Raw genomic sequence first — 25,057 nt, 5'->3', positions numbered from 1 at the left:
GTCACCCCTCTCAGGCGGATTCCCTGCGCACCAGGTGCGTGTCGAGGATAACGACCGGCTGGCGCAACTCCTCGCCGTTGATCCTGGCCACCAGCAACTGCGCCATCTGCCGGCCCATGGCCTCGGTCGGCTGGTGCACGGTGGTCAGCGGCGGATCGGCGTGCAGCGCCGCCTTGGAGTCGTCGAACCCGATCACCGCCACGTCGCCGGGGACCGACCGGCCCGCGGCCTTGAGCACGCGCATCGCGCCCAGGGCCATCGGGTCGGACGCGGCGAACACGGCGTCGAGGCCGGGATGCGCCCGCAGCAGCTCCTGCATCGCGGTCGCCCCGCTGTGCTCGGAGAAGTCGCCGTAGGCCACCAGCTCCGGCAGGCCCGACGGCAGCAGCGCGTCGCGGTAGCCCGACAGACGGTCGACACCCACGCCCATGTCCTGCGAACCGGCGATCGCGGCGATCGCCCTGCGGCCCAGCCCCAGCAGGTGCTTGACCGCCTGCCGGGCACCGGCCCTGTTGTCCATGTCCACGTAGCTGTAGGGGTCGAGGCCGACGGGACGGCCGCCCAGCACGGTCGGCACGCCCATCGCCTCCAGCCTGCCCGGCAGCGGGTCGGCGCCGTGCAGCGACAGCAGCAGCACGCCGTCGACGTGCTGGCCCGTCAGGTAGTGCTCCAGCCGCGCGTGCTCCTCCGGGGTGCGCGCCATCGCCAGGATGAGCTGCAACCCCGTCTCGGCCAGCGCCGAGCCGATGCCGCGGATGGTGCCCGCGAAGTACGGCTCGTCGAAGACCCGGAACTGGGACTCGGAGACCACCAGGGCCACAGTGTCCGTGCGGCGCGTCACCAGCGCCCGCGCCGCACGGTTGGGCACGTAGCCCAGCTCGCGGATGGCCAGCTCAACGGCCTCGCGGGCCTTCGCGCTGACGTTCGGCGAGCCATTGATGACTCTAGACACCGTGCCCCGGCCTACCCCGGCCCGAGCCGCGACTGCCTCAAGAGTCGGTCGGTTCATGGCGCCTATTCTGCCGGATGATCTCCGCGTACCAGAGCGCGCTGTCCTTGACCAGCCGCTCCTGGGTCTCGAAGTCCACGCGAACCAGGCCGAACCGCTTGCCGTAGCCCCACGCCCACTCGAAGTTGTCCATCAACGACCAGGCGAAATACCCCTCCAGGGGCACGCCCGCGTCGATGGCCTGCTTGCAGGCGCCCAGGTGCGCCTCCACGTACGCCAGCCGCTCCCGGTCGTGGATGCGGCCCTCGTCCAGCACGTCCTCGAAGGCCGCGCCGTTCTCCGAGACGACCATCGGGATCGGCGGGTACTCCCGCGCCACCCTGGTGAGGATCTCCACCAGGCCGCCCTCGTCGATCTCCCAGCCCATCGCGGTGACCGGCCGGCCGCCGTTGACGAACGACACGTGCTCGCTGCCCACCCACGGGGAACCCGAGTCCGTGGGGGCGGCCGCCGCCGACTGCGCGCCTCCCGGTGCTCCCGAGACCGTGAAGCGGCTGTAGTAGTTGACGAGCAGCACGTCGATGGGCGCGTTGATGGTTCTCATGTCGCCCGGCTCGATGAAGTCCTTGTCGAACGGCAGGTCCGCCAGCACGTCCTCCGGGTAGCGGCCCAGCAGCAGGGCGTCCAGGAAGAAGCGGTTCTGCAGGCCGTCGATGCGGCGGGCCGCGTCCAGGTCCCGCTCGCTGTCGGTCTGCGGGCTGATGGCGTACAGGTTCACGCAGCCGCCGACTCTGCGCGCGTCCATCGCCTGCACGGCCAGGCCGTGAGCCAGGTTGAGGTGGTGCGCGCCCCTGATCGCGTTCTCCGGCTCGCGCCTGCCAGGGGCGTGCTCGCCCGAGGCGTAGCCGAGGAACGCGGCGCACCATGGCTCGTTGACCGTGCTGAAGGTGTGGACGTAGTCCTTGAGCGCGTCGTGCACCGCCGCCGCGTACTCCGCGAAGCGGTAGGCCGTGTCGCGGTTGGGCCAGCCGCCCTTGTCCTCCAGCGCCTGGGGCAGGTCCCAGTGGTAGAGGGTCAGCCACGGGTCGATGGCGTGCTGACGCAGCTCGTCGCAGAGCCGCTTGTAGAAGTCCAGGCCCTTGAGGTTGATCGCGCCGGAACCGGCCGGCTGGATGCGCGGCCACGACACGGAGAACCGGTAGGCCGACAGGCCCAGGTCCGCCATGACGGCGACGTCGTCGCGGTAGCGGTGGTAGTGGTCGATGGCCACGTCCGCGTTGTGCCCGTTGAGGATCCTGCCCGGCGTCGCGGTGAAGGTGTCCCAGATGGACATGCCGCGCCCGTCCTCGGCGACGGCCCCTTCGATCTGGTACGCCGACGTCGCGGCCCCCCACGCGAAGCCCGCGGGGAAGCGCAGCTCGGTACGTGTCTGTTCTTCTTGAGTCGTCACGCCTTGACCGCACCTTCCATGAGTCCGCCGACGATCTGACGGCCGAAGAGGACGAAAACCAGCACCAGCGGGATGATGGACAACGCCGTACCCGCGAAGATCAACGAGTACTCCGTGGAGAACCTCGCGTTGAGGCCGTTGATCGCGATCTGCACGGTCGGGTTCTCCTGGTTGAGCACGATCAGCGGCCACATGTAGTCGTTCCACATGAGCATGAACGTGTTGATGCCGAGCACGGCCATGCCGGGCCGCACGGCGGGCAGCACGACGTTCCACCAGATGCGCAGCGTGGCGGCGCCGTCCACCCGGGCGGCCTCGACCAGCTCCATCGGCACGGACTGCCGCGTGTACTGCGTCATGAGGAACACGCCGAACCCGTTGAGCAGGTACGGCAGGATGACCGCCTTGAGGGTGTTGGTCCACTCCAGGCTCACCATCAGCCGGTAGAGCGGCACCACGCCCATCTGCTGCAGCGGCACCGCCATCGTCAGCAGCACCAGCAGCAGCAGCGCGTTGCGGCCCTTGAAGTTCAGGTTCGCGAACGCGAAGCCGGCCAGCGTCGAGATGAGGATGACCGAGACGGTGACGACGGTCGCCACGATGAACGAGTTCGTCAGGCCCAGCAGGAACTGCGCCTCCGGGTGGGTCAGGACCCGCACGATGTTGTCGCCCAGGTTCCCGCCGGGCAGGAACTTCGGCGGCGAGGCCACCGCGTCGGCGTTCGTCCGCGAGGCGATGACCAGCATCCAGTACAGCGGGAACGCCGAGACGAAGATCGCCAGCCCCAGCAGCACCCTGGTCAGGACGGTCGGTTTCCAGACGGTCATCGCGTGCCCCCGATCCTGCGCACGAACAGGAAGTTGATCGCCGCTCCGATGAGGATCAGCAGGAACAGCAGCCAGGCGGCCGCGGAGGCGTAGCCGTAGTCGAACTCACGGAAGGCCTCCTTGTAGACGAACATGGCCACCGTCTGGAACTGGCCCTGCGAGCCGCCGTCGGGGTTGCCGTTGTAGAACGTCATCGGCTCGGAGAAGAGCGTCAGGCCGCCGATCGTGGAGTTGAGCACCACGAAGATCATGGTCGGGCGCAGCATCGGCAGCGTGATCTGCCAGAACTGCCTGCGCCGCGAGGCGCCGTCGATCGAGGCGGCCTCGTACAGGTCCTTCGGGATCGTCTGCATGCCGGCCAGGAAGATGATCGCGTTGTAGCCGGTCCAGCGCCAGTCGACCATGGTGGCGATCGCGATCCACGAGGGGATGCGCTCGGCCCGCCAGTTCGTGTTGTCCACCCCGAACAGGCCCAGGACGTAGTTGACCAGGCCCCAGTCGCGGGCGAAGAGCTGCGTGAACACCACCGCGACCGCGACCACCGAGGTGACCAGCGGCAGCAGCACGCTCATCCGGATCGGCAGGCGGAACCTCATGTGCTTGTTCAGCGCGTTGGCCAGGAACAGCGCCAGCAGCATCTGGGGGACGGTGGCGATGAGGAACATGCTCACCGTGTTCACCGTGGCGCGCCAGAAGTCGTCGTCGGCGAGCAGCGCGGTGTAGTTGCCCAGCCCGGCCCACTCCGTGGTCCCGGTCAGGTCGTAGTCGTAGAGCGAGTAGTAGAGCGTGAAGGCCAGCGGGAAGAGCCCGAAGGCGGCGAACAGGATGAAGTAGGGAGACACCAGGAAGTACGGCATCGCCTTGACGTCCAGTCTGGAACGCCAGCGGCGGCCGGGCGGGTGTTCACGGCGATGGGTGTTCCGTGACGCCCGCGGAAGGGTGTCGAGGCTCATAACAGACCTTTCGGCGGCAACATGCCCGGCCCGCGGCTGGCGGGCCGGGCGGGAGGACTAGCCCGCGGCCTTCACCGCGTCGTCGACCAGCTGCTGCCAGGCCTTGTCGTAGGGGACGGAGCCGTCGTCCATGCCCTGGATGACCGACTCGACCGCGTTCTTGACCTGCGCGTGCTTCACACCGAGGAAGACCGGCTGGAGGCTCGCCGCCGACTTGGCGAAGATCTCACCGATGGGGGCGTCGTTGAAGAACTCGTTCTTCGCGCCCTGCACCGCCGGGTCCTGCTGCGACTTGGTGTTGCTCGGCATGTTGCCGAAGTCGGTGAAGATGCTCGCCTCGGTCTGCGCCTGCGTCAGGTAGTCGGCGACCATCGCCGCTTCCTTCGGGTGCTTCGACTGCTTGGGCACGGCCAGCCAGGAGCCGCCCCAGTTGCCGCCGCCGCCGGGCACCGCGGCCACGTCCCACTTGCCCTTGCCGTCGTCGCCGGCGTTGCCGCTGACCACGCCGAGCATCCAGGACGGGCAGCCGACCGTGGCGAACGAGCCCTTCTGGGTGCCCGTCGCCCACTCGTCGGTGAAGTTGCGCAGCTTGGCGGTCATGCCCTGCTGGCTCATCTTCATCGCGAAGTCGAAGGCCGTCTTCACCGCCGGGTTCTTGTCGACGATGAGGTTGTTGCTGGTGTCGAAGTAGCTGACGTTGCCGTTCTTGGCCGCCTCCTGGTAAAGGACGACCTGGTACAGCGTGTTGGTGCCGTCAGCGAACTTGGTGTCCTTGACCTTCGACTGGAACTTCTTGCCGACGGTCATGAACTCGTCCCAGGTCGGCCACAGGGCGCTGACCTCGTCGCGGTTGCTGGGCAGACCGGCCTTCTCGAACAGGTCCTTGCGGTAGCACAGGCTCATGCCGCCGATGTCGGTGCCCAGGGCGAACACCTTGCCGTCGGCGGCCACGCCGTTCTCCCACTTCCACGCGGGGAAGTCGGCCTTGCGGGACTCCAGGCCGTACTCCTTCAGGTCGGCCCACCACTCGGAACGTGCCTTGGCCAGACCCATGCCGCCCTCGTCGATGCCGACGACGTCACCCGCGCCTGAGCCCGAGGTCAGCCACTGGATCATCTGCGGCCAGTACTGCTGCTCGAACTGGTCGGTCAGGTTCTCGTGCTTGATCTGGATGTCCTTGTGCTCCGCGTTCCACTTGGCGACGGCGTTCTTGTAGCCGAAGTTCTCGCCGCCGCCGAACGTCTGGACCCGGATCGTGACCGGCTGGGCTGCCGCCGACGAGGCTGGAGCGCTGGACTCCGGAGTGCTGCCGGAACCGCAGGCTGTGACGGTAAGCGCCACCGCGGCCAAGGCCGAAGCCGCGGCGAGACCGCCGCGACGCTTGCTGATCATCATGGTGGACCCCTTCTCGGGTGAATGTTGGGGGAGTGCACCGCGGCACGCGCTCCGCCGCGGTGGGAGTCTTTGGGAGCGCTCCCACAAAGGGTGCACTCAGCGGGTGTGCACGTCAATCCCGCGAAACGTAACCGTTACCAATGGTGCAGTTTGGACACCAGAAACCGCTTTTATCGGCATAAAAGCCCCAAAGAGCCGATTGGGAGCGCTCCCACCTCAACAGGCATGTTTCGTGTCACATCAAGGGCATGTCTCCCGGACTACAGGCCCTTTCCGCCGGTCACGAGGCCATGTCACCGGGCGTGAGGGGCTACCGTAGGCGCGGTGGAGGTGTACCTCTCGTGGCTCGGCGACGCCCGCGCGCCCAGGGACGGCCTGGGCTTCACCCCTTGCGGCAGGCGGCGGCCCGTTCCGCCAGCAGCGCGCGCTCACGGGCGTTGCGCGTCATCCCCGCCGCCCGCTCGAACTCCACCCGCGCCTCCTCCACCCGCCCCAGCTTGAACAGCAGATCCCCGCGTACGCTCGGCAGCAGGTGATACCCCTTCAGCGACGGCTCGTCCACGATCTGGTCCAGCAACCCCAGCCCGGCCGCCGGCCCGTAGGCCATCGACAGGGCCACGGCCCGGTTGAGCTCCACGACGGGCGAACGCGACATCCGCGCCAGCTCCTCGTACAGCCCGGCGATCCGCGCCCAGTCGGTCTCCTCCGCGGTCACGGCGCGCGCGTGACAGGCGGCGATGGCGGCCTGCAGCGTGTACGGCCCCGCCGCCCCCGACAACGTCTCGGCCCGGTCGAGCGCGGCCAGCCCCCGCCCGATGAGCAGGCGATCCCACCGGGCACGGTTCTGCTCCAGCAGCAGGACCGGCTCGCCGGACGGCCCCACCCGGGCGGCCGAACGCGAGGCCTGGATCTCCATCAGCGCCACCAGGCCGTGCACCTCGGGCTCCTTCGGCATCAGCCCCGCGAGCACCCGGCCCAGCCGCAGCGCGTCCTCGCACAAACCCGGGCGCATCCAGTCGTCACCCGCCGTGGCCGAATACCCCTCGTTGAAGATCAGATAGATGACCTCCAGCACCGACGACAACCGCCCGGCCAGCTCCGCGCCCTGCGGCACCTCGAACGGCACCCGCTCGTCGGCCAGCGTGCGCTTGGCCCGCACGATGCGCTGCGCCACCGTCGACTCCGGCACCAGGAACGCCCGCGCGATCTCGTCCGTGGCCAGGCCGCCCAGCACCCGCAGCGTCAGCGCCACCCTGGCCTCCATCGACAGCGCAGGGTGGCAGGCCGTGAACACCAGCCGCAGCAGGTCGTCCTCGATCTCGTCGACCTCCGGCGGCTCCTCCTCCAGGTCGAGGCGGTGGCCCAGCTCGATGAGGTTGCGCTGGAGGCGTTCGTTCCTGCGGATCAGGTCGATGGCGCGGCGCTTGGAGACCGTCATCAGCCACGCGCCGGGGTTGCGCGGCACGCCCGACTCCGGCCACTGCTCCAGGGCGGCGACCAGGGCGTCCTGCGCCAGCTCCTCGGCCAGGCCGACGTCGCGCACCAGGCCCGCCAGGCCGGCGATCAGGCGGGGGGCCTCGATGCGCCAAACGGCGTCTATGGCGCGGTGGGTGTCTGAAGCCGTCACCGGGCCATGAGACCAGCCACGCCCACACCCCCGCAACCGGCCCGCCCAGCGCACGCGCACGTCCGCCCGGCCCGCGCGCCCGCCCGCTCAGGCGCGCGGTCCGCTCAGGCGCCCGCCCGCTCAGGCGCCCGCCCGCTCAGGCGTGCGGTCCGCTCAGGCGTCGGGTTCGTTCCCGAGGAGCCGCTCGCGCAGCGCTTCCTCCTGGGCACGCTCCTCCGAAGGCAACGACTCGTCCGGCACGTCACTAGCGTCGAAAACCCGGTAGACCTGCAGCCCCACCCCATCCTCCCCCTGCGGCACAGGCACCCGCAGCGCCCACTCGACGGCCTCCTCCCGAGACTTGACCTGAATGATCCAGAACCCCGCGATGAGCTCCTTCGCCTCGGTGAACGGCCCGTCGAGGACGGTCGCCCGCCCCCCGCTGTAAGCGATCTGCACCCCCTGCGAGCTGGGATACAGCCCCTCGGCCGCCAGCAGCACGCCCGCCTTGGCCAGCGACTCGTTGTAGGCGTGCATGTTGTCGACCAGCTCCTGGCTGGGCAGCCCCCCGGCCTCGGTCTCGGCGCTCGCCTTGCCCACGATCATGAACTTCATCGTCGTCTCCTTCGAGGGTTCGTACCGTCTCACCGACGCGTCGAACGGCTGCGGCGCGAATCGACACGGCCGAGAGACATTCTCCGCCGCACGAGTGACCGATCAGGCTCGCGGACGTGAACCCGCCCGGTCATCCAGCCCGCCTGGACGGTCCGACTTGTGGGCCTCGGGGGTCAGGTTGCGCCCGCGTCGTTGATCGCGCCACCGGCGCGCGCGGTACTGGCGGGGAGGCTCTCACGCCCTTGAGGAGAACCGTCGCCTCAGAGAACCGTCCCTCGGTGAAAGGAGCGCATGGTGGGTTCCCATGCGGTGGCCGACCTGTCCACGGTCGGCTTGGCGGGAATCGCGCTCGCCGTGGTGCTCATCAGGATCAGACGCCGCGGCATCGGCCTGCGGCTGCTCCTGGGAGCGCTGGCCGCGGCGTGGCTGGTCGCGGTGGGCGGGGGGATGTGGAGTTTCAGCGCGGCGCTGGCCGAGCGGCTCCCCACCGCCGCGGCGAGACAGGCGGCGGCCGACCCCTGCTCGTCGGGCGCGCCCGTCAGGACGTTCGGCGTGTCCCTGATCAACATCCCGCTGTTCCTCAACCGCTTCGGCGACGTCGTCCCCGAGGGACGCATGTACGTCCTGGACGAGAACGTCGCCACGGTGCGGTCCTCGTTCAAGCGGGCGGCCGACCCGTTCGCGCAGCGTGACCTCGTCGAGCCGCTCACCCTGCGGGTCAACAAGGGCGACTGCGTGGCGGTCAAGTTCACCAACCGGCTGCACGAGCCCGCGCCGGACCTGGAGTTCGATCCCGGTGAGTCGGTGTTCACGCTGCCGGGGGAGACGCTCGTCGGCACGCCTGGCGCGGTCACGACGGCCAAGCGCCAGTTCGCGCCCGCGAAGTCGGCGCGCGAGGTGCGGTTCGACACCTCGAAGGCGCCGCACGCCTCCATGCACTTCGACGGCCTGACCTACGACGTGACCGCCTCGGACGGCACGGCGGTCGGCAACAACCCCGCCTCCACGGCCGCGCCGGGCGCGTCAGTGTCGTACCGGCTGTTCGCCGGGGTGGAGGGCGAGTTCCAGTTCAAGGACGGCGCCGACATGAGCTCGCACCAGACCGGCGCGGGCAACTTCATCGGCTCCCACGCCTTCGGCGCGTTCGGCGCGATCATGGTGGAGCCGCCGGGCGCGTCCTGGGTCGACTCCTCGACGGGGCAGCCGCTCAAGTCCGGCACCCGCGCCGTCATCCAGATCCCGGACGGCAAGGACTTCCGCGAGCAGGTCGTGTTCATGCACGACGAGGTCGAGGCGCAGCCCGGCATCCTGACGCGGCTCTGCCGTGATGGGGAAGAAGGCGAGGAGGCGGACGACGGGAGCTGCGTCGAGCCGACCGCGGCGGAGCTGGCCAAGCTGAAGGCCGGCACGCTGCCCGACCTGTCGGGCGGGGACGCCGACGCGCTCGTGCAGGGCGAGGTGCCGGTGAAGCTGGAGTGGTTCGCGTTCAACTACCGGGCCGAGCCGGGGTTCAACCGCGAGGAGGTCGGCTGCCCGGCCGCCACGCGGGCCGCGCAGGGGTTCAACGCCGCCGAGTGCATCGGTGAGGAGACGAGCCTGTCGTCCTGGCCGTTCGGCGACCCGGGCGGCGGCGACCTGGTCTTCCCGAGCTACCGGGGCGAGCCGACGCAGTTCAGGCTGATCCATCCCGCCGAGTTCGAGACGCACACCTTCCACCAGCACGTCAACCGCTGGCCGTTCGACCCCAAGGACGAGGGCGGCCTCGATGAGGTCAGCAAGGCCACCCACCACATCGCCGTCACCAACGCGCTGGACGTGCAGGCGGTCAGCCCCGGCTCGCACTACTCGCTGATCATGGAGGGCGGCGCGGGCAGCGCCCACGACGACAAGCCGGCGACGTTCGGCGACATCATCTTCCACTGCCACCTGTATCCGCACTTCGCCAACGGCATGTGGGGCCTGAACCGCACGTTCGACAGACTAGAGGACGGCACCCGGCGCAACCCCGACACCACGCAGATCCCCAGGCTGATCCCGCTCGCCGACCATCCGGCCCCGCCGGCGCCCACGGCGGACGAGCCGGGGTTCCCGCACTTCATCCCGGGCAAGTTCGGCTTCAAGGGGCCGAAGGCGCCGCTGTCGGTCGCCGAGCGGAAGACCGGCGCCGCGTTCCCGCCGACCGCGGCGGAGATCCGGGCCGCCGACGATCGCGGTCAGGTGCCCGGCGGGTTCTTCCAGGACCCGTGCCCGGCCACGCGGTCGGACGGCAAGCCGATCCCCGTCAAGACGTTCCACGTCTCGGCCATCGAGCTGAAACAGACCTACAACCCCGAGCTCAACTGGAACAACCCGCAGAGCCGCGTCTACGTCGGCGGCACCACCTCCGCCGAACGGGACGCCAAGGTCGCGAAGATCAGGAACGGCGAGAAACCGGAGCCGTTCTCCCCGCTGCTCAACGTGGGCGACTGCGTCGTCTACCACCTGCGCAACGACCTGCCCGCCGAGTTCGGCGGCACGGTCTTCGACCGGCGGCAGATCACCAACGAGGTGGGCATCCACCAGCACATGGTGCAGTTCGACGTGCTGTCGTCCGACGGCGCGGCCAACGGCTGGAACTACGACCAGGGCGCCGACGCCGCCGCCCCGAACAAGGAGTACACCTACCGCGACTTCGTGCACGCCGACACCGCGACGAACTCCTTCCACGACCACTTCTTCCCGAACGTGCACCAGGACAACGGCCTGTTCGGCGGGGCCACCATCCACCCGCCGGGCTGCACGTTCCACGACCCCACCACCGAGGCGGTCGTGCACGTCGGCACCATCGTGGACGTGCGCTGCGCCCCCGGCGCCACCGACTACCACGGCCGGCCCGCGGACGGTCAGGACTACCGCAACGTGTCGCTGTTCGTCGAGGACCGCGTCCCCATGTTCAAGCCCGCGGACGCGAGCGACCCCGGCGACGACCGGTTCGTCACCCCGGAGGGGGTGCCGATCTTCCCGGCCAAGTTCCCCTCCGGCTCCGACGACCAGGGCGTGATGGGGATCAACTACCGGCTCGAACCGTTCGAGGGGCGCCGCCAGTCGGACATGGCGAACGTGTTCGACTCCGGGGTGCACGGCAACCCGTACACGCCGATACCCAGGGCGTTCGAGGGGGATCTGATCAAGTGGCGGCTGTTCCAGCTCAGCCAGGAGGAGTCGCACGGGTTCAACCTGGACAGGTTCCGCTGGAAACAGGAGCCCCGCGACCCGGACTCGCCCCTGGTGCAGGCGCAGCACATCGGCATGCTGGAGTACTTCGACGTGCACGCCGACATGGGGTACGAGGTCGCCAGCCCGGGAGACACCGGTGAGTACCGCTCCTACGTCTACAACTACGGCGGCGCGGACGACTGGTTCCTCGGAACCTGGGGCACCCTGATCGTCTACAACTGCCGCGAGGGGTTCGAGCCGCCCACCGGCCGGCTGGCCTGGCTGCCGGACAACATGCCGGACACGATCTGCGCCGGCGCGCAACCGGCGGCGCCCGGGCAGAGCCCGCCCCGCGACGAGGCCAAGCTGCCGATCCCCGGTTCCAACAACCCGTGCCCGCACGACGAGGACGGAACGATCACCGTGCCGACCAGGCGCTTCACGATCGCGGCCATCAACAAGGACATCACCTACAACAAGGCGGGTGATCACGATCCGCACGGGGCGATGTACGCGCTGGAGGAGGACGTGGCGGCGATCAAGGCCGGCACGAAGAAGCCGGAGCCGCTGGTGATCCGGGCCAACGCCGGCGACTGCGTCGAGGTGACGCTGAAGAACCAGCTCGACCCGGCCAAGATGCAGCCCCACTGCTTCGAGGGGACGGAGCCGGGACAGCTCGGCTTCCGCGACCCGTCCCAAGGCGGATTCGCCCTGCCCGGCTGTCTCGACCAGCCGCCCGGCAACGAGCACAACGTGCCCGGGTTCAAGCCGCTGCCGGTCAGCTCCCGCGTCGGGCTGCGACCGGCCATGGTGGACAGCCACGTCGAAGGCGCGGGCTCCAACGTCGGGTACAACTTCCCGGACAGCACGGTCGGCCCCGGCCAGTCGATCCTCTACCGCTGGTACGCGCCCGAGGAGGACGGCGCGACGGGCCTCGGGGTGCTCCAGGACTACGCCGACCCGCTGAACCACGGCCACCACGGCCTCTTCGGCGGCCTGGTGATCGAGCCGAAGGGATCGACGTACAAGGACCCGAGAACCGGCGCGGACCTCAGGAGCGGCGTGGACGCCGTCATCGTGGACCCGAACGGGAAGGACTTCCGCGAGCACGTGATCCTGATGAACAGCGACCTGTCGCTGTTCCGCAAGGACACCAACGGCAACACCGCCGACGACCTGCCGGTGCCCGACAACCTGGACCTGGCGCTCACCCCGAGCCGCGAGGCCGACGACCCCGAGGACCAGGGCGAGTTCGCGATCAACTACAGCAACGAGCCGTGGAGCCACCGGTACGCCGTCAACCAGGACCTGGCGAAGATCTTCTCCAGCACGGCGCACGGCGACCCGGCGACACCGCTGTTCCGGGCCTACCCCAAGGATCCGGTACGGCTGCGCGTGGCGCAGGTGGTCGGCGACCCGCGCTCGACGGGCTTCGCGCTGCACGGCCACACCTGGCGGCGGGCCCCCGGCGATCCGCAGTCGCAGATCGCCGCCTTCCAGGGCCAGTTCAACCCGGGAGTCGCCTACAACATCCACCTCGACCCCGCCGTGACGGGCGGCGCGGGCGGTCCGGGCGGGATCCCCGGTGACTACCTGTACCGGTCGGGCACGCTGGCCCGCCATCTGACGGGCGGGCAGTGGGGGATCTTCCGGGTGCTCGGCGCCAAGCAGCCGGACCTCGTCGAGCTGCCGGACCATCCGTTCACCGGATCGAGAGCACAGTAGGGACGTTCGCGATGGCGATGACGAAGACGACGAAACGGGTCCGGCCCGCCCGGCCGGATCCGGCCGGGCAGACCCGCACCCGCGCGTTCCGGGTCGGCTTCCTGGTCGGGGCCGGATCCGGGCTGACGGCGGCGACGCTGATCGCGGCGCTGGCGTTCGCCGTGACGGACCCGCTCCCCGCCCCGCCTCCGGCCGCCGCCGCGCCGACGCCGACCGCGCCGGCGCCGGCGGGCGGCCCGGCCGTGCACGTGTCGGCGCGCCACCTCGGGGATCTCAAGGTCAAGGTGGAGGCTCAGGTCAGCACGCGGACCTACGATCCGCTCGGGCGGGCGAGCGTGGTCATGTACGCGGACATGGTCGCGATGCCGATGGCGCATCGCAAGGGGCCGGTCGCGATGGCCGAGGTGCCGGGGAAGGCCGGGTGGTACGCGGCCGAGGTGGTGGTGCCGATGGTCGGCGAGTACGACATCCAGGTGAGCGTGCAGCGCCCGATCCCGGGGGAGGCGCACGCCAGGGTCCAGGTGGGCGCACAGCAACAGGGCTGAGCCGCGGTGCCCGTCTCCGGCAGGCCGGGGGCGGGCACTTCCCTGGGTCAGCGGGCACCTCCCTGGGTCGGCGGCACTTCCGGGTGTCAGAGGAGGCCGGCCTTGGCGGCGGCCAGGAGCGCGCCCGCCCTGTCGGTGGCGTCCAGCTTGCTCAGGATCGGCCTGAGGTTGCGCTTCAGCGTCGACTGGCTGATCGCGAGCTGCCGCGCGATCTCGTCGTTGCGCATGCCGCGCGCGACCAGCCGCAGGATCCGCAGCTCGTGCGCGGTCAGCTCGGGCACGGGCCCGCCGGGCTCGCGGAAGACCAGGCCGGAGGCGACCCCGTCGATGACGACGTCCCCGGCGCCGATCACCTTGAGCCCGCGTAACAGCCCGCGCGGATCGGCCTCGCCGGAGAAGAGCCCGCTCACCCCGAGCCGCATCACCTCCCGCGCGCCGCCCGGGTCGATGGCGCCCACCACCAGCACGATCTTCACGGTCGGCACGGTCTCCCGCAGCCGCCGCACGACCTGCAGCAGCATCGGGTGCAGGGAACGCACGTCGAGCAGCGCGATGTCCGGGACGCGTGCCTCGACCGCGCGCCGGTATTCGTCGAGCCCGCGTACCACGGTGAGCACGCTGATGTCCGAGCTGATCTCCCGCAGGAGCGCCCCGAACGCCACAGCCTGAAGCAGTGACCCCTCCACCATGACGACTACACGGGTTAGATCGTCATGCAATGCCCGTTCTCCACTCGTCTGCCCCCAAGACGAAGATTTTCACGGTATGAGATCGAGATTGACGTGCGAACAGCCGTTCGTCAACCCCGATTTGATCTACAACGTAAAGGCGCTCAGCTCGTCAAGGAGCGCACGCGCCGCCGGCGCGCAGTCCTCCAGCGACGGGACGGCCAGGGCCAGCGACCGCGTCATCCCCGGCTCCATCGGCCGGGTGACCACGCCGGGCAGGCCGGCGGGCAGCCCGAGCGCGGGCACGATGCTGACGCCCAGCCCGGCGCCCACCATCTCCAGGATGGCGGCCGGCCCGCTCGCCTCGAACGCGACGTCCAGGCTCACCCCGGCGGCCAGTGCCGCGCCCATGATCAGCGGACGGCAGCCGGCGGTGGTCAGGATGAACGGCCGGCCGGTCAGGTCGGGCAGGCGCACGGCCGTCCCGGCGGCGAGTGGGTCGCCGGCGGGCAGCACACACACCATGTCGTGCGTGCTGAGGTGCACGGTGTGCAGGCCGGGGGCGGGCAGGGTGACCACGCCGGCCTCGGCCGCCCCGCGCAGCAGCCAGGCGCGCACGTCGTCGTCCATGCCCTCGAACAGGCGGACCTTGACCTGCGGATAGCGGTCGCTGAACGCGCGCAGCAGCCGGGCGATGAGCGTGCCGGTGGCGCTGGGCAGGCTGGCCAGGCGCAGCTCGCCGGTGATCTGGCCGCTGGCGGCGGCGACGTCGGCGCGGATGAGGTCGAAGTGACGCAGCGTCTCGCGGGCCCTGGCGAGCGCGCGGCGGCCCGCCTCGGTGAGGGCGATGCCGTCGCGGTGGCGGACGAACAGGGCCGCGCCCAGCTCGCGCTCCAGGCTGGCGACGGCGCGGCTGACGGCGGGCTGGGACATGCCCACGAGCTCGGCCGCGGCGGTGAACCCGCCCTGATCGGCCACCGCGATCAGCACCCTGAGCTGCGCCAATGTCATGGCGCCATACCCTAACTGGTATTTGACCCGACGTCCGCCAAAACATCATGGTTATGCCATGTCGAAGCGCATGACGATCGAGGTCGACGGGTTGCGGGCGAGCTGTCTGACGGCCGGCGAGCGAGGGCCCGTGGTGTTGCTGCTGCACGGGACGTACTGGAGCAGGGTGTGGGAGCCGGTGCTCGACCGGCTGGCGGCGGCCGGGCTGCGGCCGGTCGCCGTGGACCTGCCGGGGCTGGGGCGGTCGGAGGGCGAGCTGACGCCGGAGACGGCGGCCGTGCCTGCGCTGGCGGCGTGGGTCGCGCGGTTCGCGGAGGCTTACGGGGTGGCGGGGCCGCTGGCCGTGGCGGGGCACGACATCGGCGGCGCGATCGCCCAGCACCTGCTGGCCGGCGGGGTGTCGGAGGTGAGCAGGCTGGCGCTGGTGAACGCGGTGACGTACGACTCGTGGCCGGTGCCCGGTGTGGCGCGCTACCGGGACCCGGCCGTGGTGGCCGCCACGACGGTGGAGGAGCTGCTGGCCGCGCGGCGTACGGCGGTCACCGCGGCGCTGGGCCGCCCGGCCACGGAGGCGGAACTGGCCGGCTACCTCGACCCCTGGAACGATCCGCGAGTCTGCCGCTCCTGGATGGCGCTCGCGGGCGCGGCCGACAGCCGCTACACCCTCGACCTGGTGCCCGCGCTGCGGGCCGACGAGACGCCGAAACTGCTGGTGTGGGGGGACGCTGACACCTTCCAGGAGGTGCGGTACGCCGAGCGCTTCGCGGCCGAGATGCCGAACACGCGGCTGGTTCGGGTCGCGGGGGCGGGTCACATCCCCATGGAGAACGATCCGGAGCGGGTGGCCGGGGCGCTGGCCGCGTTCTTCTTGATGTGACCCTATTGATTTGACCTGTCCGGTCGGGCCTTGGATGTGGGTCATCTAACGGTAAGAAGCAAAGTTGACCATTAGATCGGAGGCCGCTATACCTAATGCACAAACCCGGATCAAGGAGTTAGAACCCCATGTTGCCCCGCATCACCCACGGCCACCTCGACGTGGACGGCGTCCGCGTCTTCTACCGCGAATCGCACCCCGACCGCCCTGACGCCCCCGTTCTGCTGCTCCTGCACGGCTTCCCGTCCGCCTCCCACCAGTTCCGCCGCCTGATGGACGTCCTCGGCTCCCGCTACCGGCTGATCGCCCCCGACTACCCGGGCTTCGGCCACACCGAGACGCCCGGCGATTTCGCGTACACCTTCGACCGGCTCGCCGACGTCACGGAGGGGTTCGTGCGGCGGCTCGGGCTGACCCGCTTCGTGATGTACGTGTTCGACTTCGGCGCGCCGGTCGGCTTCCGGCTGGCCGAGCGGCATCCGGAGTGGATCGCGGGGCTGGTGGTGCAGAACGGCAACGCCTACACCGAGGGCCTGTCCGACGCGGCCCGCGACTTCGTCGCGCTGCGCCCGCAGGTCCAGGGCGCCGAGCAGGCGATCCGCGACCTGCTCACCCTGGAGGGCACCCGCGGCCAGTACGAGAGCGGCGTGCCCGACCCGGCCGTGATCGCCCCGGACGGCTGGACGCTCGACCAGCACTTCCTCGACCTGCCGGGCCGCAAGGAGGCGCAGGTCGCGCTCGCCTTCGACTACCACTCCAACGTGGCGCGCTACGGGCGCTGGCAGGCGTGGCTGCGCGAGCACACGCCGCCCACGCTCATCACGTGGGGCAGCCACGACCCGTTCTTCCCCGAGCCGGGGGCTCGCGCCTACCTGCGCGACCTGCCCGAGGCCGAGCTGCACCTGTTCGCCACCGGCCACTTCGCGCTGGAGACGCACCTGACGGAGATCGCGCCGCTCATCGCCGGCTTTCTCGACCGGGTGTGGAGTCAGTCCGTGGTGATCTCCTGAAGGGACCCGTCGGGCCCGTAGGTGAGCCTCCTGGGCTCGCCCATCCGCGCCACGATCGCCTCGAACTCGGCGCGCCGCTCCTCAGGAGTGGGCCCGCCGGGGTCGATGGCGGTGAAGCCGAGCAGCTCGACGGCCTCCGCGTCCACGTCGCCCGGCTCGATCGAGCCCTCGACGGTGAAGCCGAGCATCTCGCGCAGCGCGTCCTCGCCGAGCTCCAGCGGGTGGAACGGCAGCGGATAGGGCTCCTCGTCCTCCTCGTCGGGCAGGACGGGGTGCTCGCCGTTCCAATAGGGCTGCTCGAACGGGTACGGCTCGCCGAGGTTCTCGATGATGCCGTTGCCCGGGGAGAGGCTGAGGGAGCGGACGAGGAGGCCGTCCTCCCAGACGGCGAAGGCGAGCCAGTCGACGACGCTGTGCATGGCGTGCAGGACGAGCCGGCGGCCCTTGCCCGCCTCGACGAGGTGGGCGGGCAGCTGCGACGGGTGGTCGATCATGAAGTGGTCGCAGCAGATCAGCTCGACGCCGGGGAAGCTGGTGGCGTAGGCGAGGTTCGCAGGCGGGCGGATGTCGTCGAGCAGCGTGCCGGGCTCCGCCGGTGTGACGTGCCAGCCGGGGAACGACCGCTCGATCAGCGCCGTGGTGGCGGCCTCACCGGGCTTGCGCGGGGTGCGCAGGAGGTGGGGGAGAGGGCTGCCTGAGGGGGAGTAGGCGATGACGCCGGTCTTGGCTCCCATGCGTGGCTCCTTGGGGGGTCGAGGGCCCGGGATTGGCAAGGTAGCCAGCGCCCCCGACAGAAACGCCCCCGACAGAAACGCCCCCGGCAACGCCCCCGGCAACGCGACCGGCAACGCGACCGGCAACACGACCGGCAACGCGACGAGCGCGCGTCCCCTCGGTGGGGACGCGCGCTCGTCGCGTTACATGGCAGGCAAGGAGCCTGGAACGTTCCGTCAGCCGGCGTACTGCGGGTAGCCGTAGCCGACGACCTGCGACTTCGGACGAACCCGCTCTTCGACCTTGCCGTTGCCGGTGTTGCCCTCGATCGTCGAGATGGTGCCGTTCTGGTTGTCCTTCACGACGAACCCGACGTGCTGGATGTCGCTCAGGCTCTTGCCGCCGTCCCAGGCGAAGAACACGACGGCGCCGGGCTTGGCGACGGTGCCGAACCGGTCGTTGGCGGCGAACCACTTGGCGTGGGCGACGGTGTAGGCGTCCCAGCCGACCTGCGGGCGGGCGCCGGTCTGCTCGCCGACCCAGGAGACGAACATCGAGCACCAGGCGGCGTTCAGGTACGCGGAGCGGCTGCCGCCGTCGCGGGCGACGGTCTCGCCGGCGCGCTGCGAGCCGGCGTACCACTGCTGGAACTTGGTGCCGCCGCCGTAGGAGTTCTCGGAGGTGCCGACCTGGGCCTTGGCCATGGCCAGGACCTGGCTGGCGGTAACGTTGATCTTGGTCTCGGTGCGGTCGTTGTCCGCCGCGCCGGCCTTGTGGGCGGCGATGGCGGTGGCGGGGTGCTTGGCGGCGGTGGCCGCGGCGACGCCCGTGGCGGTGTCGGCGTTGGCCGTCATGGCGTTCGCGCCGAGGGCGGAGGCGATGACGGTGACGCCGAGGGCGGCGCGGGCGATGTTGCTCTTCGACACAGCGTTGATACGGTGCTTGGCCATCGAGGGAGGTGCTCCTTGCTTCCATGCCGCTTACCGGGTTAGCTGACGGGCTCGGGCGTGGAAGCTGCCCTACGGCACCGGAGTGCCGATTCGCCCCAAGGACATGGGTCCCCGGTTCCGCGCTGAGGCGGATTCAGCGGTCGCAGGACGATCCTGCGATGTTTCGTGCGATGGTCAGACATAGCCGGACAAACCGGACTTATGTCCCGAGATGCCCCATAAGGTAATACATGAGGCAAGAGGATTACAAATCCATAAAAGCTCAGCTAGGCAATCTGCCTGCGAGCGTCGGCCAGAAGCCCCATCATGGCAAGGGATTCGTCAAGAGGCATGATCGAGGATTCGGTCCTGCCTTCGGCCGTCGCGGCGCGGACTTCACGTAGCTCTCCGGCATATCCGTTGTCCGCCGGATCGAGCACATGCTCTTCCGGCTCCATGGAGGGCCCGGTGAGAACGATCCGCTGCGGAGCCCAGAACGGCGCCGGGATGTCCGCCCGCATCTGAGTACCTACAACACAGGCGGTGTTCGGGTAATTCCCGAGCAATGAGGCGGCCACGAGAGCGTGTTCGCCGCCGGGGTAGAGCAAGGCCCCGGCCGCCTCCGCGTCCACCCCGGTGGGGGCCAGGGAGCCCGTTATCCGCAGGTCAGCGGGCATGCCCAGGATGAGCTGGGCGAGGCCGAACGGGTAGATCCCCAGATCGAGCAGGGCGCCGCCGCCCAGCTCTGGCGCCCACAGCCGGTGGGCGGGGTCGTAGGGCGCGGCGAAGCCGAACGTGGCCTGCACCGAGCGGATCTCCCCGAAGCGCGGATCGCCCTTGATGAGCCGGATGAGCGGGTTGAACCGCATCCACATGGCCTCCATCAGGAACACGCCCGCCTCGCGCGCCAGGCGCACCATCTTCTCCGCGTCGTCCGGGGTGGCGGCCAGCGGCTTCTCGCAGAGCACGGCTTTACCTGCGGCGATGGCCAGCTCGGCGACCTGTAGGTGCTGCGCGTGCGGGGTGGCCACGTAGATCGCGTCCACCCCCGGGTCGGCGCACAGCTGCTCGTAGGAGCCGTACGCCGACTCCGCCTCCAGCGTGGCGGCCAGGGCCTGCGCCCTGGCCAGGCTCCGTGAGCCGACGGCGGCCACCCGCATGCCGGGCTCCGCCGCGATGGCGGCCCCCACGGTACGGGCGATACCGCCGGTGGCCGCAATTCCCCAAGTGAAATCTCGCACGCCGGCGATGTTATAGGGCGGGTAAAGGGAGGGTTATGGGGGGATATGTAATTAAGAGTGCGGCGTCACAAATGCCACGCCCGTCACTCAGGTCATGTTGAACGTGTCGGGATCCGGCCCCAGTCGCTGTCCTTTGTTCAGGGCGCCGATGGCCGACATGTCCTCGGTGTCGAGGATGAAGCCGAACACGTCGATGTTCTCCTTGATCCGCGCGGGCGTGACGGATTTCGGGATCACCACGTTGCCGAGCTGCAGGTGCCAGCGCAGCACGATCTGCGCGGGCGTCCTGCCGTACTTGCCCGACAGCACCGCCAGCGCGGGGTCCGCGAGCAGCCCCTGACCCTGCCCGAGCGGGCTCCAGGCCTCGGTGAGGATGCCGTTGGCCTCGTGGAAGGCGCGCATCTCGCGCTGCTGCAGGTACGGGTGGAGCTCGATCTGGTTGAGCGCGGGCGTGATGCCGGTCTCCTCCATGAGCCGGGTGAGCGTCGGCACCGTGAAGTTGGAGACCCCGATGGCCCTGGCCCGGCCGTCACGGTAGATCTTCTCCATCGCCTTCCACGCCTGCACGTACTTGTCCTGCTGCGGCACCGGCCAGTGGATCAGGAACAGGTCGACGTGGTCCAGGCCCAGCCTGGTGAGGCTCTCGTCGAAGGCGGCCTCGGCGCGGCCGTGGTCGCCGTTCCACAGCTTGGTGGTCACGAACACCTTCTCGCGCGGCAGCCCGCTCCCGCGCACGGCCCGCCCGACGCCCTCCTCGTTGCCGTAGGCGGCGGCGGTGTCGACGTGCCGGTAGCCGGCCTCGAGCGCGGTGGAGACGGCCTGCTCGGCCTCGTCGGCCGGGACCTGCCAGACCCCGTAGCCGAGCTGAGGGATCTGCACGCCGTCAGTGTTGAGCATGAGCGAATTCATACCCTCCATTGTTCACGCCGCGTTTCTGAGGGCTTAAGGCGGTGGGGCTAGCTTGAAGCGGTCGTTAACGCGCCATCACCCCGCTGGGAGGGCAACGAGTGGTCGAACAGGCGTCGGCCTGGGTGGAGTCCCCGCTCCAGATGCTGTGCGCCGTCGAGGCCCACCACGCCGGGCTTCTCGGCCCCCAGACGGCTGTCGTGCCGCGGGCGGGCCTGCGGCCGCTGAAGGCCACGCGGCGCGAGCTGCGCTCCCTGGGGCTGCCCGACGGCCTGGTGCTGGCCGAGCCGCGCGAGCGCATGCCCAGGCGCGTGCAGGCCGTGGGGGACGCCTTCTCCGGCAAGGTGCAGCTGCGCTGGCTCACCTCCCGGCCGGGCCGCATCGTCATCGTGGACGACGGGCTGGCCACGCTGCGGCTGCTCGAACTGCTCGCCGCCGGCCCGTACCGGCCGCTGCTGCGCGCCCGCGCCGATCCGACCAGGCTGCGCTCCACCCTCGGCCTGGCCGCCGCGCTGCGGCTGCGGCTGAGCAAGGTGTCGGTCTTCACCGCGCTGAGCGTGGACGACAAGCTGGCGGAGGCCGTCCGCCGGGCCGGCGTCGACCTCGTCCGCCACGACTTCGCCTGGTTGCGGGCCCAGCCGCCGAGCAGCGAGGGCCCCGCCGAGCGCACGGTCGTGCTGGGCACCTCCCTGGTCCGCAACGGCCTCGTGCACCGCGACCACTACCTGCGCTGGCTGACCGACCTGGCCGCGCGCGAGCCGCTGGCCTACTACCCGCACCGCCGCGAGGACCCCGTGGACGTCGCGCTGATCCGGGAGCGTCCCGGCATCACCGTCCACGACGCCGGCGTGCCCGCCGAGCTGACGCTGCGCGGCCTGGACGCCGGCCAGCGCGTGCTCAGTCTCCCCTCGACGGCGATCACCTCGCTGCGGGTGCTGCTCAGCCCGCGCGGTGTCGCCGTGGAGCCCGTGGACGTTCCCGATGACTGGTGGACCAGCAGGGCGGCCCCCGCCCTGCGATCGCATTTGACCGGAGTGTCCAGTTGAAAGTGTTGGCCGTCGCCGACTCCGACTCGTATCTGAAATGGGCGGCCTGTCTGCTCGGTGACCTGCCCGCGGGCTGCGTGACCGAGCTGGTCGTGGTGCGCACGCCGATCGCTCCCTCGCCGGAGCAGATCGTCGCGGCGGTGAACGGCAGGGCGGGAGATCCGCCGCCGGTCCTCTCAGCGCGATCCGTGCGGCGGCTGGCCGAGCGGACCCAGCCCGACGTGATCCTGGTGGCCTGCACGGGCCCCGTGGTGGACGTGCTGGTGGCCGAGGTGCTCGACGGGCTGCGGCCCCGGCCGGTGTTCGTCAGCGGGCTGCCGGGCATCTCGGTGCCGGCCACGGAGAAGGCGTGGATCTTCCGCAGCGGCTGCGACCTGTTCGTGGTGCACAGCGAGCGGGAGGTGGCCGAGTTCTCGCAGATCGCGGCCAGGCTCGGCGGGGGAGGGGCAGTGGGCCTGGCCCGGCTGCCGTTCCTGCGGCCCGAGCTGACCGGCGCGGCCGGCAACCGGGTGGTGTTCGCCACGCAGGCCAAGGTGCCGCGCGAGCGGGAGCAGCGCGAGCGCATCCTGCTGTCGCTGGCCGAGCTGGCGCGCCGGCGGCCCGACCTCGACGTGGTGGTCAAGCTGCGCGCGCTGGAGGACGAGCGGCAGACGCACAACGAGCGCTTCCACTACCAGCGGCTGTGGCGGGAGCTGGGTGAGCCGGGGCGGCTGGTGTTCGCCGCCGGGCCGATGCAGGAGCAGCTCCAGCAGGCGGCCGGGTTCGTGACGGTCAGCTCGACGGCGGCGCTGGAGGCCATCGCGATGGGCGTGCCTTCGCTGGTGCTGAGCGACTTCGGCGTGAGCGCCGAGATGATCAACCTGGTGTTCGAGGGCAGCGACCTGCTGGGCACCATGGACGAGCTGGCCGCGGGCGAGTTCCGCGCCGCCTCAGAGTCCTGGTGCGCGGCCAACTACTTCCAGCCCGCCGAGGACAACGACTGGGCGGGGCTGCTGGCCGGGCTGGCGATCTCCCGGCCGCGCCGGCCCGCCACGTCGCTCCTCGACGGGCCGGAGCACGCGGCGGGGCGGCGCAGGGCCCGCCTCCGGGTGGAGGTGCCGCCCAAGATGCTGCGGGTGGGCTACCGGGCCAAGCGCCGCATGCGCCGCTACCTCAAATCGCTGACCTGATCTTCCTGCGGATCCTGGTGAGGGCGCTGGGCTTGTCGGTGACGAAGCCCAGCGTCTCCAGGCGCTTGCGCTTGAAGTAGCGCCGGTCGAAGTCGATGCTGTCCGGCCGCAGGTCGGGATAGGTGTCGGCCTGCATGCAGTAGCCGACGGAACGCACCAGCGCCTGAAGGTCGGTGACCGGCGGGCGCTCGATGTGGCCCTCGGCCGACAGCCTGGGCAGCAGGGCGTCCACGATGGTGACCGGGATCCGGTTGCTGTTCTCGTACGGGGCCAGCCGCTCCAGCACCAGATCCGTGCCGTACGAGGCCACCTGCAGCCCGAAGTACCGCTGCGCCGTCACCAGCCCCGTGGAGAAGCAGCCCACCACCAGCTCGGGCCGCAGCGCCGCGAAGCACACCTCGGCGGGCACGCTCTCGCCCGCCACCGTCAGCCGCACCCCTAAGGGCTCGGCGGCGGAGCGCAGCAGTTGCGCGTGCCGGCGGCCGGCGGCCGGGTGCGGCTTGAACACGACGTCGGTGAAGCCGCGCGCGACCAGCGCCTTCAGCATGGTCTCGTGCAGCCCCGCCTCCTCCTCCGGCGTCAGCAGCTCCAGCGCCGACAGGTACTGGCCGAGGATCATCGCCTGCCCGGCCATCATGTCGGGGGCGGTGGCGGTGACCTCGTGCACGATCGACAGGAACCGCTCGTCGGGCAGGATCTCGGGGGCGACGCCGTACTCGCTGAGCAGCAGCGGCTTGAGCCCCGGCACCAGGTCGAGGTGGATCAGCCGGCCGATGCGGCGGAAGATCTCCGCCGGCAGCGGGTCGCGGGTGGGGCCGTAGCTCATCAGCCCGTCGGAGTAGACCGAGATCGGGCAGTCGCGCACCAGGCCCGCGATCGTGCGGGCGGGCGGCACCGCGATCGACTCCAGCACCAGTTCCTCGACGCCGTCCAGGCCCCAGTGGGAGCGGATGAGCCGCTCCGTCATCGGCACCTCGATGACGCGGGCCCGCCAGTCGGACGGGTGCAGCGGCGCGATCAGCTCGTTCCACGAGCGCACCTCGTCGAAGCGGGAGCGCAGGGCCGCGAAGCCGGGCGTCCTGTCCAGCGGCGTCGACACCTCGGGGATGGCCGCGTTGTTCGACACGACCAGGACGCGCCGGCCGTCGCCGAAGCGGCCCTCGTCGATGGCTGCCGCCAGCGACATCGCCCCGAACAGCGTCGAGGCGTAGAAGACCTTCACCTTTAGGACTCCTCCCGGTCGCGGCGGACCCGGACGTGCGGGCTGGGGGGCAGGTCGGGCACCAGGGCCCGCAGGGTGGCCTCGCGTTCGACGGACATCCGTGACACCGACTCGGCCACCAGCTCGGGCGGCAGCGCCCGCACCATCTGCGCGCCGCGCTCCTCGAAGCGGGCACGCAGCGCGGGCGTGAGCCGTTCGCCGATCTCCAGGTGGTGGGCGAGCAGCGCGCAGAAGTTCCGCGCGGCCTTCGGCAGGAACTCCGGCTCCAGATCCTTGAAGACCAGCTCGAACGCGTCGAAGAAGTGGAGCTGGCGCTCGTCGCCCACCTGGGTCAGCGACCCCGACACCATGCGCCGGTAGAACACCCCGGCCAGCGACGCCACCGCGAACGTGGCGGCCTCCCTGTGCAGCCGCCAGATCCACGGCCGGTCCTCGGCGGTGTGCAGGGAGCCGGGGAAGTGCAGCAGGTCGCCCAGGGAGCGCTTGTAGACGCCCGCCCACGCGTACGGGTAGTCGACCATGGTGCGCACGTTCGCCGGCAGGATGGCGTCACGGGGGTTGAGCACCGAGCCCCGCCGCGCCAGCGGAGCCCGGTGCACGACCCGTTTGCGGCCCTCCACCTGCACGTGGTCGACGCGCACGAAGTCGCAGCCGAGCCCGTCGATCGCCTCGACGAGCCGTGCCAGGTAGCCGGGGGCCAGCCAGTCGTCGCCGTCCATGTAGGTGACGTACCGGCCGGTCGCGGCCGACAGGCCCGTGTTGCGCGCGTCCGCCAGCCCCACCGGGGCGGGATTGCGGATCACTACCAGGCCGGGCAGCTCACCGATGAAGTCATCGATGATGTCGCCCGTGGCGTCCACGGACCCGTCGTTCACGACGATGAACTCGAAGTCGCCGCGCGCGTTGCGGGACAGCGAGGTGAGCGCGTCGGCGATGAAGCGCTCGCCGTCCCTGATGGGCACGACGACCGAGAGCGTGATCAATGTTGTCGTTTCTTCCTGATG

Annotated in this window: 21 protein-coding genes and 1 riboswitch; of the genes, 6 read left to right on the top strand and 15 right to left on the bottom strand. The window is 70.4% G+C overall.

All coding sequences use genetic code 11. From position 1 onward, the window contains the following. Positions 1-10: 10 nt before the first annotated feature. The 7 genes from FXF51_RS49975 to FXF51_RS49945 all read right to left on the bottom strand — a co-directional run bounded on the left by FXF51_RS49975 (position 11) and on the right by FXF51_RS49945 (position 7,795). Complete coding sequence (locus FXF51_RS49975; protein WP_148441884.1) at positions 11-1,009, bottom strand: LacI family DNA-binding transcriptional regulator; 999 nt, start codon at positions 1,007-1,009, stop codon at positions 11-13. After that, positions 990-2,399, bottom strand: coding sequence for a GH1 family beta-glucosidase (locus FXF51_RS49970; RefSeq protein ID WP_148441883.1), 1,410 nt, complete (start codon positions 2,397-2,399; stop codon positions 990-992). Before FXF51_RS49970 ends, FXF51_RS49975 begins: the two co-directional genes overlap by 20 nt. Continuing rightward, positions 2,396-3,226 (bottom strand): carbohydrate ABC transporter permease, encoded by an 831-nt coding sequence (locus tag FXF51_RS49965; protein ID WP_148441882.1) that lies wholly within the window; start codon positions 3,224-3,226, stop codon positions 2,396-2,398. Before FXF51_RS49965 ends, FXF51_RS49970 begins: the two co-directional genes overlap by 4 nt. Then, positions 3,223-4,179: a carbohydrate ABC transporter permease gene (locus FXF51_RS49960; RefSeq protein ID WP_148441881.1), complete on the bottom strand. Its 957-nt coding sequence runs from the start codon at positions 4,177-4,179 to the stop codon at positions 3,223-3,225. The genes FXF51_RS49965 and FXF51_RS49960 overlap by 4 nt, the downstream gene beginning before the upstream one ends. A 57-nt stretch (positions 4,180-4,236) precedes the next feature. After that, the gene (locus tag FXF51_RS49955; protein ID WP_148441880.1) at positions 4,237-5,574 is read right to left on the bottom strand and encodes an extracellular solute-binding protein; all 1,338 of its coding nucleotides are present in this window, start codon (positions 5,572-5,574) and stop codon (positions 4,237-4,239) included. A 382-nt stretch (positions 5,575-5,956) separates the two neighbouring features. Beyond that, complete coding sequence (locus tag FXF51_RS49950; RefSeq protein ID WP_148441879.1) at positions 5,957-7,201, bottom strand: RNA polymerase sigma factor; 1,245 nt, start codon at positions 7,199-7,201, stop codon at positions 5,957-5,959. A gap of 153 nt (positions 7,202-7,354) precedes the next feature. Continuing rightward, positions 7,355-7,795: a YciI family protein gene (locus FXF51_RS49945; RefSeq protein WP_148441878.1), complete on the bottom strand. Its 441-nt coding sequence runs from the start codon at positions 7,793-7,795 to the stop codon at positions 7,355-7,357. Positions 7,796-8,086: 291 nt separating this feature from the next. Between FXF51_RS49945 and FXF51_RS49940 the strand changes: the two genes are divergently transcribed. Both FXF51_RS49940 and FXF51_RS49935 read left to right on the top strand, forming a co-directional pair. Further along, positions 8,087-12,715: a hypothetical protein gene (locus FXF51_RS49940; protein WP_148441877.1), complete on the top strand. Its 4,629-nt coding sequence runs from the start codon at positions 8,087-8,089 to the stop codon at positions 12,713-12,715. Positions 12,716-12,726: 11 nt separating this feature from the next. Next, positions 12,727-13,260 carry a hypothetical protein gene (locus FXF51_RS49935; protein WP_148441876.1) on the top strand — a complete coding sequence of 178 codons (534 nt, stop codon included), beginning with the start codon at positions 12,727-12,729 and terminating at the stop codon, positions 13,258-13,260. 86 nt (positions 13,261-13,346) lie between these two features. Here the strand turns inward: FXF51_RS49935 and FXF51_RS49930 are convergent, their stop codons facing one another. Then, positions 13,347-13,949 (bottom strand): LuxR C-terminal-related transcriptional regulator, encoded by a 603-nt coding sequence (locus FXF51_RS49930; RefSeq protein ID WP_148441875.1) that lies wholly within the window; start codon positions 13,947-13,949, stop codon positions 13,347-13,349. 126 nt (positions 13,950-14,075) lie between these two features. Then, a complete protein-coding gene (locus tag FXF51_RS49925) occupies positions 14,076-14,939 on the bottom strand; it encodes a LysR family transcriptional regulator (protein ID WP_148441874.1) in 864 nt (287 codons plus the stop codon). Positions 14,940-14,997: 58 nt separating this feature from the next. Here FXF51_RS49925 and FXF51_RS49920 point away from each other — a divergent pair, with 58 nt between their 5' ends. After that, entirely contained in the window at positions 14,998-15,816 is an 819-nt protein-coding gene (locus tag FXF51_RS49920) for an alpha/beta fold hydrolase (protein WP_148441873.1), read from the top strand. 128 nt (positions 15,817-15,944) lie between these two features. Continuing rightward, entirely contained in the window at positions 15,945-16,826 is an 882-nt protein-coding gene (locus FXF51_RS49915) for an alpha/beta fold hydrolase (RefSeq protein ID WP_148441872.1), read from the top strand. Here FXF51_RS49915 and FXF51_RS49910 read toward each other — a convergent pair. The 4 genes from FXF51_RS49910 to FXF51_RS49890 form a co-directional block, all read right to left on the bottom strand. Next, a complete protein-coding gene (locus FXF51_RS49910; RefSeq protein ID WP_148441871.1) occupies positions 16,805-17,560 on the bottom strand; it encodes a DUF6928 family protein in 756 nt (251 codons plus the stop codon). The genes FXF51_RS49915 and FXF51_RS49910 overlap by 22 nt on opposite strands. A 216-nt stretch (positions 17,561-17,776) precedes the next feature. Beyond that, on the bottom strand, positions 17,777-18,490 hold the full coding sequence (locus FXF51_RS49900) for a CHAP domain-containing protein (protein ID WP_148441869.1): 714 nt from the start codon (positions 18,488-18,490) through the stop codon (positions 17,777-17,779). Between the two features lie 12 nt (positions 18,491-18,502). Continuing rightward, positions 18,503-18,639: riboswitch (cyclic di-AMP (ydaO/yuaA leader) on the bottom strand. Between the two features lie 117 nt (positions 18,640-18,756). After that, positions 18,757-19,710 carry a Gfo/Idh/MocA family protein gene (locus FXF51_RS49895; protein WP_222871819.1) on the bottom strand — a complete coding sequence of 318 codons (954 nt, stop codon included), beginning with the start codon at positions 19,708-19,710 and terminating at the stop codon, positions 18,757-18,759. Between the two features lie 87 nt (positions 19,711-19,797). Beyond that, positions 19,798-20,619, bottom strand: coding sequence for an aldo/keto reductase (locus FXF51_RS49890; RefSeq protein ID WP_187415010.1), 822 nt, complete (start codon positions 20,617-20,619; stop codon positions 19,798-19,800). Positions 20,620-20,717: 98 nt separating this feature from the next. Here FXF51_RS49890 and FXF51_RS49885 point away from each other — a divergent pair, with 98 nt between their 5' ends. Then, a complete protein-coding gene (locus FXF51_RS49885; protein WP_148441867.1) occupies positions 20,718-21,662 on the top strand; it encodes a hypothetical protein in 945 nt (314 codons plus the stop codon). 2 nt (positions 21,663-21,664) lie between these two features. Continuing rightward, complete coding sequence (locus FXF51_RS49880; RefSeq protein ID WP_262380408.1) at positions 21,665-22,831, top strand: DUF6716 putative glycosyltransferase; 1,167 nt, start codon at positions 21,665-21,667, stop codon at positions 22,829-22,831. Here the strand turns inward: FXF51_RS49880 and FXF51_RS49875 are convergent. Both FXF51_RS49875 and FXF51_RS49870 read right to left on the bottom strand, forming a co-directional pair. Continuing rightward, positions 22,815-24,053, bottom strand: coding sequence for a polysialyltransferase family glycosyltransferase (locus tag FXF51_RS49875; RefSeq protein WP_148441865.1), 1,239 nt, complete (start codon positions 24,051-24,053; stop codon positions 22,815-22,817). The two genes, FXF51_RS49880 and FXF51_RS49875, sit on opposite strands and share 17 nt — an antisense overlap. Before the next feature lie 2 nt (positions 24,054-24,055). After that, entirely contained in the window at positions 24,056-25,036 is a 981-nt protein-coding gene (locus FXF51_RS49870) for a glycosyltransferase family 2 protein (protein WP_148441864.1), read from the bottom strand. Positions 25,037-25,057 lie beyond the last annotated feature (21 nt).

This window comes from Nonomuraea sp. PA05 (genome assembly GCF_008086045.1).
In the GTDB taxonomy this organism is placed as follows: Bacteria; Actinomycetota; Actinomycetes; order Streptosporangiales; family Streptosporangiaceae; genus Nonomuraea; species Nonomuraea monospora.
This window is presented reverse-complemented; position numbering and strand designations above follow the sequence as displayed.

What these genes read in the sequence shown, in the direction of transcription:
- FXF51_RS49925 (WP_148441874.1), bottom strand. Translation starts at nt 14,939, where the DNA reads ATGACATTGGCGCAGCTCAGGGTGCTGATCGCGGTGGCCGATCAGGGC.
- FXF51_RS49890 (WP_187415010.1), bottom strand. Translation starts at nt 20,619, where the DNA reads ATGAATTCGCTCATGCTCAACACTGACGGCGTGCAGATCCCTCAGCTC.
- FXF51_RS49965 (WP_148441882.1), bottom strand. Translation starts at nt 3,226, where the DNA reads ATGACCGTCTGGAAACCGACCGTCCTGACCAGGGTGCTGCTGGGGCTG.
- FXF51_RS49900 (WP_148441869.1), bottom strand. Translation starts at nt 18,490, where the DNA reads ATGGCCAAGCACCGTATCAACGCTGTGTCGAAGAGCAACATCGCCCGC.
- FXF51_RS49930 (WP_148441875.1), bottom strand. Translation starts at nt 13,949, where the DNA reads ATGGTGGAGGGGTCACTGCTTCAGGCTGTGGCGTTCGGGGCGCTCCTG.
- FXF51_RS49915 (WP_148441872.1), top strand. Translation starts at nt 15,945, where the DNA reads ATGTTGCCCCGCATCACCCACGGCCACCTCGACGTGGACGGCGTCCGC.
- FXF51_RS49935 (WP_148441876.1), top strand. Translation starts at nt 12,727, where the DNA reads ATGGCGATGACGAAGACGACGAAACGGGTCCGGCCCGCCCGGCCGGAT.
- FXF51_RS49955 (WP_148441880.1), bottom strand. Translation starts at nt 5,574, where the DNA reads ATGATGATCAGCAAGCGTCGCGGCGGTCTCGCCGCGGCTTCGGCCTTG.
- FXF51_RS49920 (WP_148441873.1), top strand. Translation starts at nt 14,998, where the DNA reads ATGTCGAAGCGCATGACGATCGAGGTCGACGGGTTGCGGGCGAGCTGT.
- FXF51_RS49910 (WP_148441871.1), bottom strand. Translation starts at nt 17,560, where the DNA reads ATGGGAGCCAAGACCGGCGTCATCGCCTACTCCCCCTCAGGCAGCCCT.
- FXF51_RS49975 (WP_148441884.1), bottom strand. Translation starts at nt 1,009, where the DNA reads ATGAACCGACCGACTCTTGAGGCAGTCGCGGCTCGGGCCGGGGTAGGC.
- FXF51_RS49960 (WP_148441881.1), bottom strand. Translation starts at nt 4,179, where the DNA reads ATGAGCCTCGACACCCTTCCGCGGGCGTCACGGAACACCCATCGCCGT.
- FXF51_RS49945 (WP_148441878.1), bottom strand. Translation starts at nt 7,795, where the DNA reads ATGAAGTTCATGATCGTGGGCAAGGCGAGCGCCGAGACCGAGGCCGGG.
- FXF51_RS49940 (WP_148441877.1), top strand. Translation starts at nt 8,087, where the DNA reads ATGGTGGGTTCCCATGCGGTGGCCGACCTGTCCACGGTCGGCTTGGCG.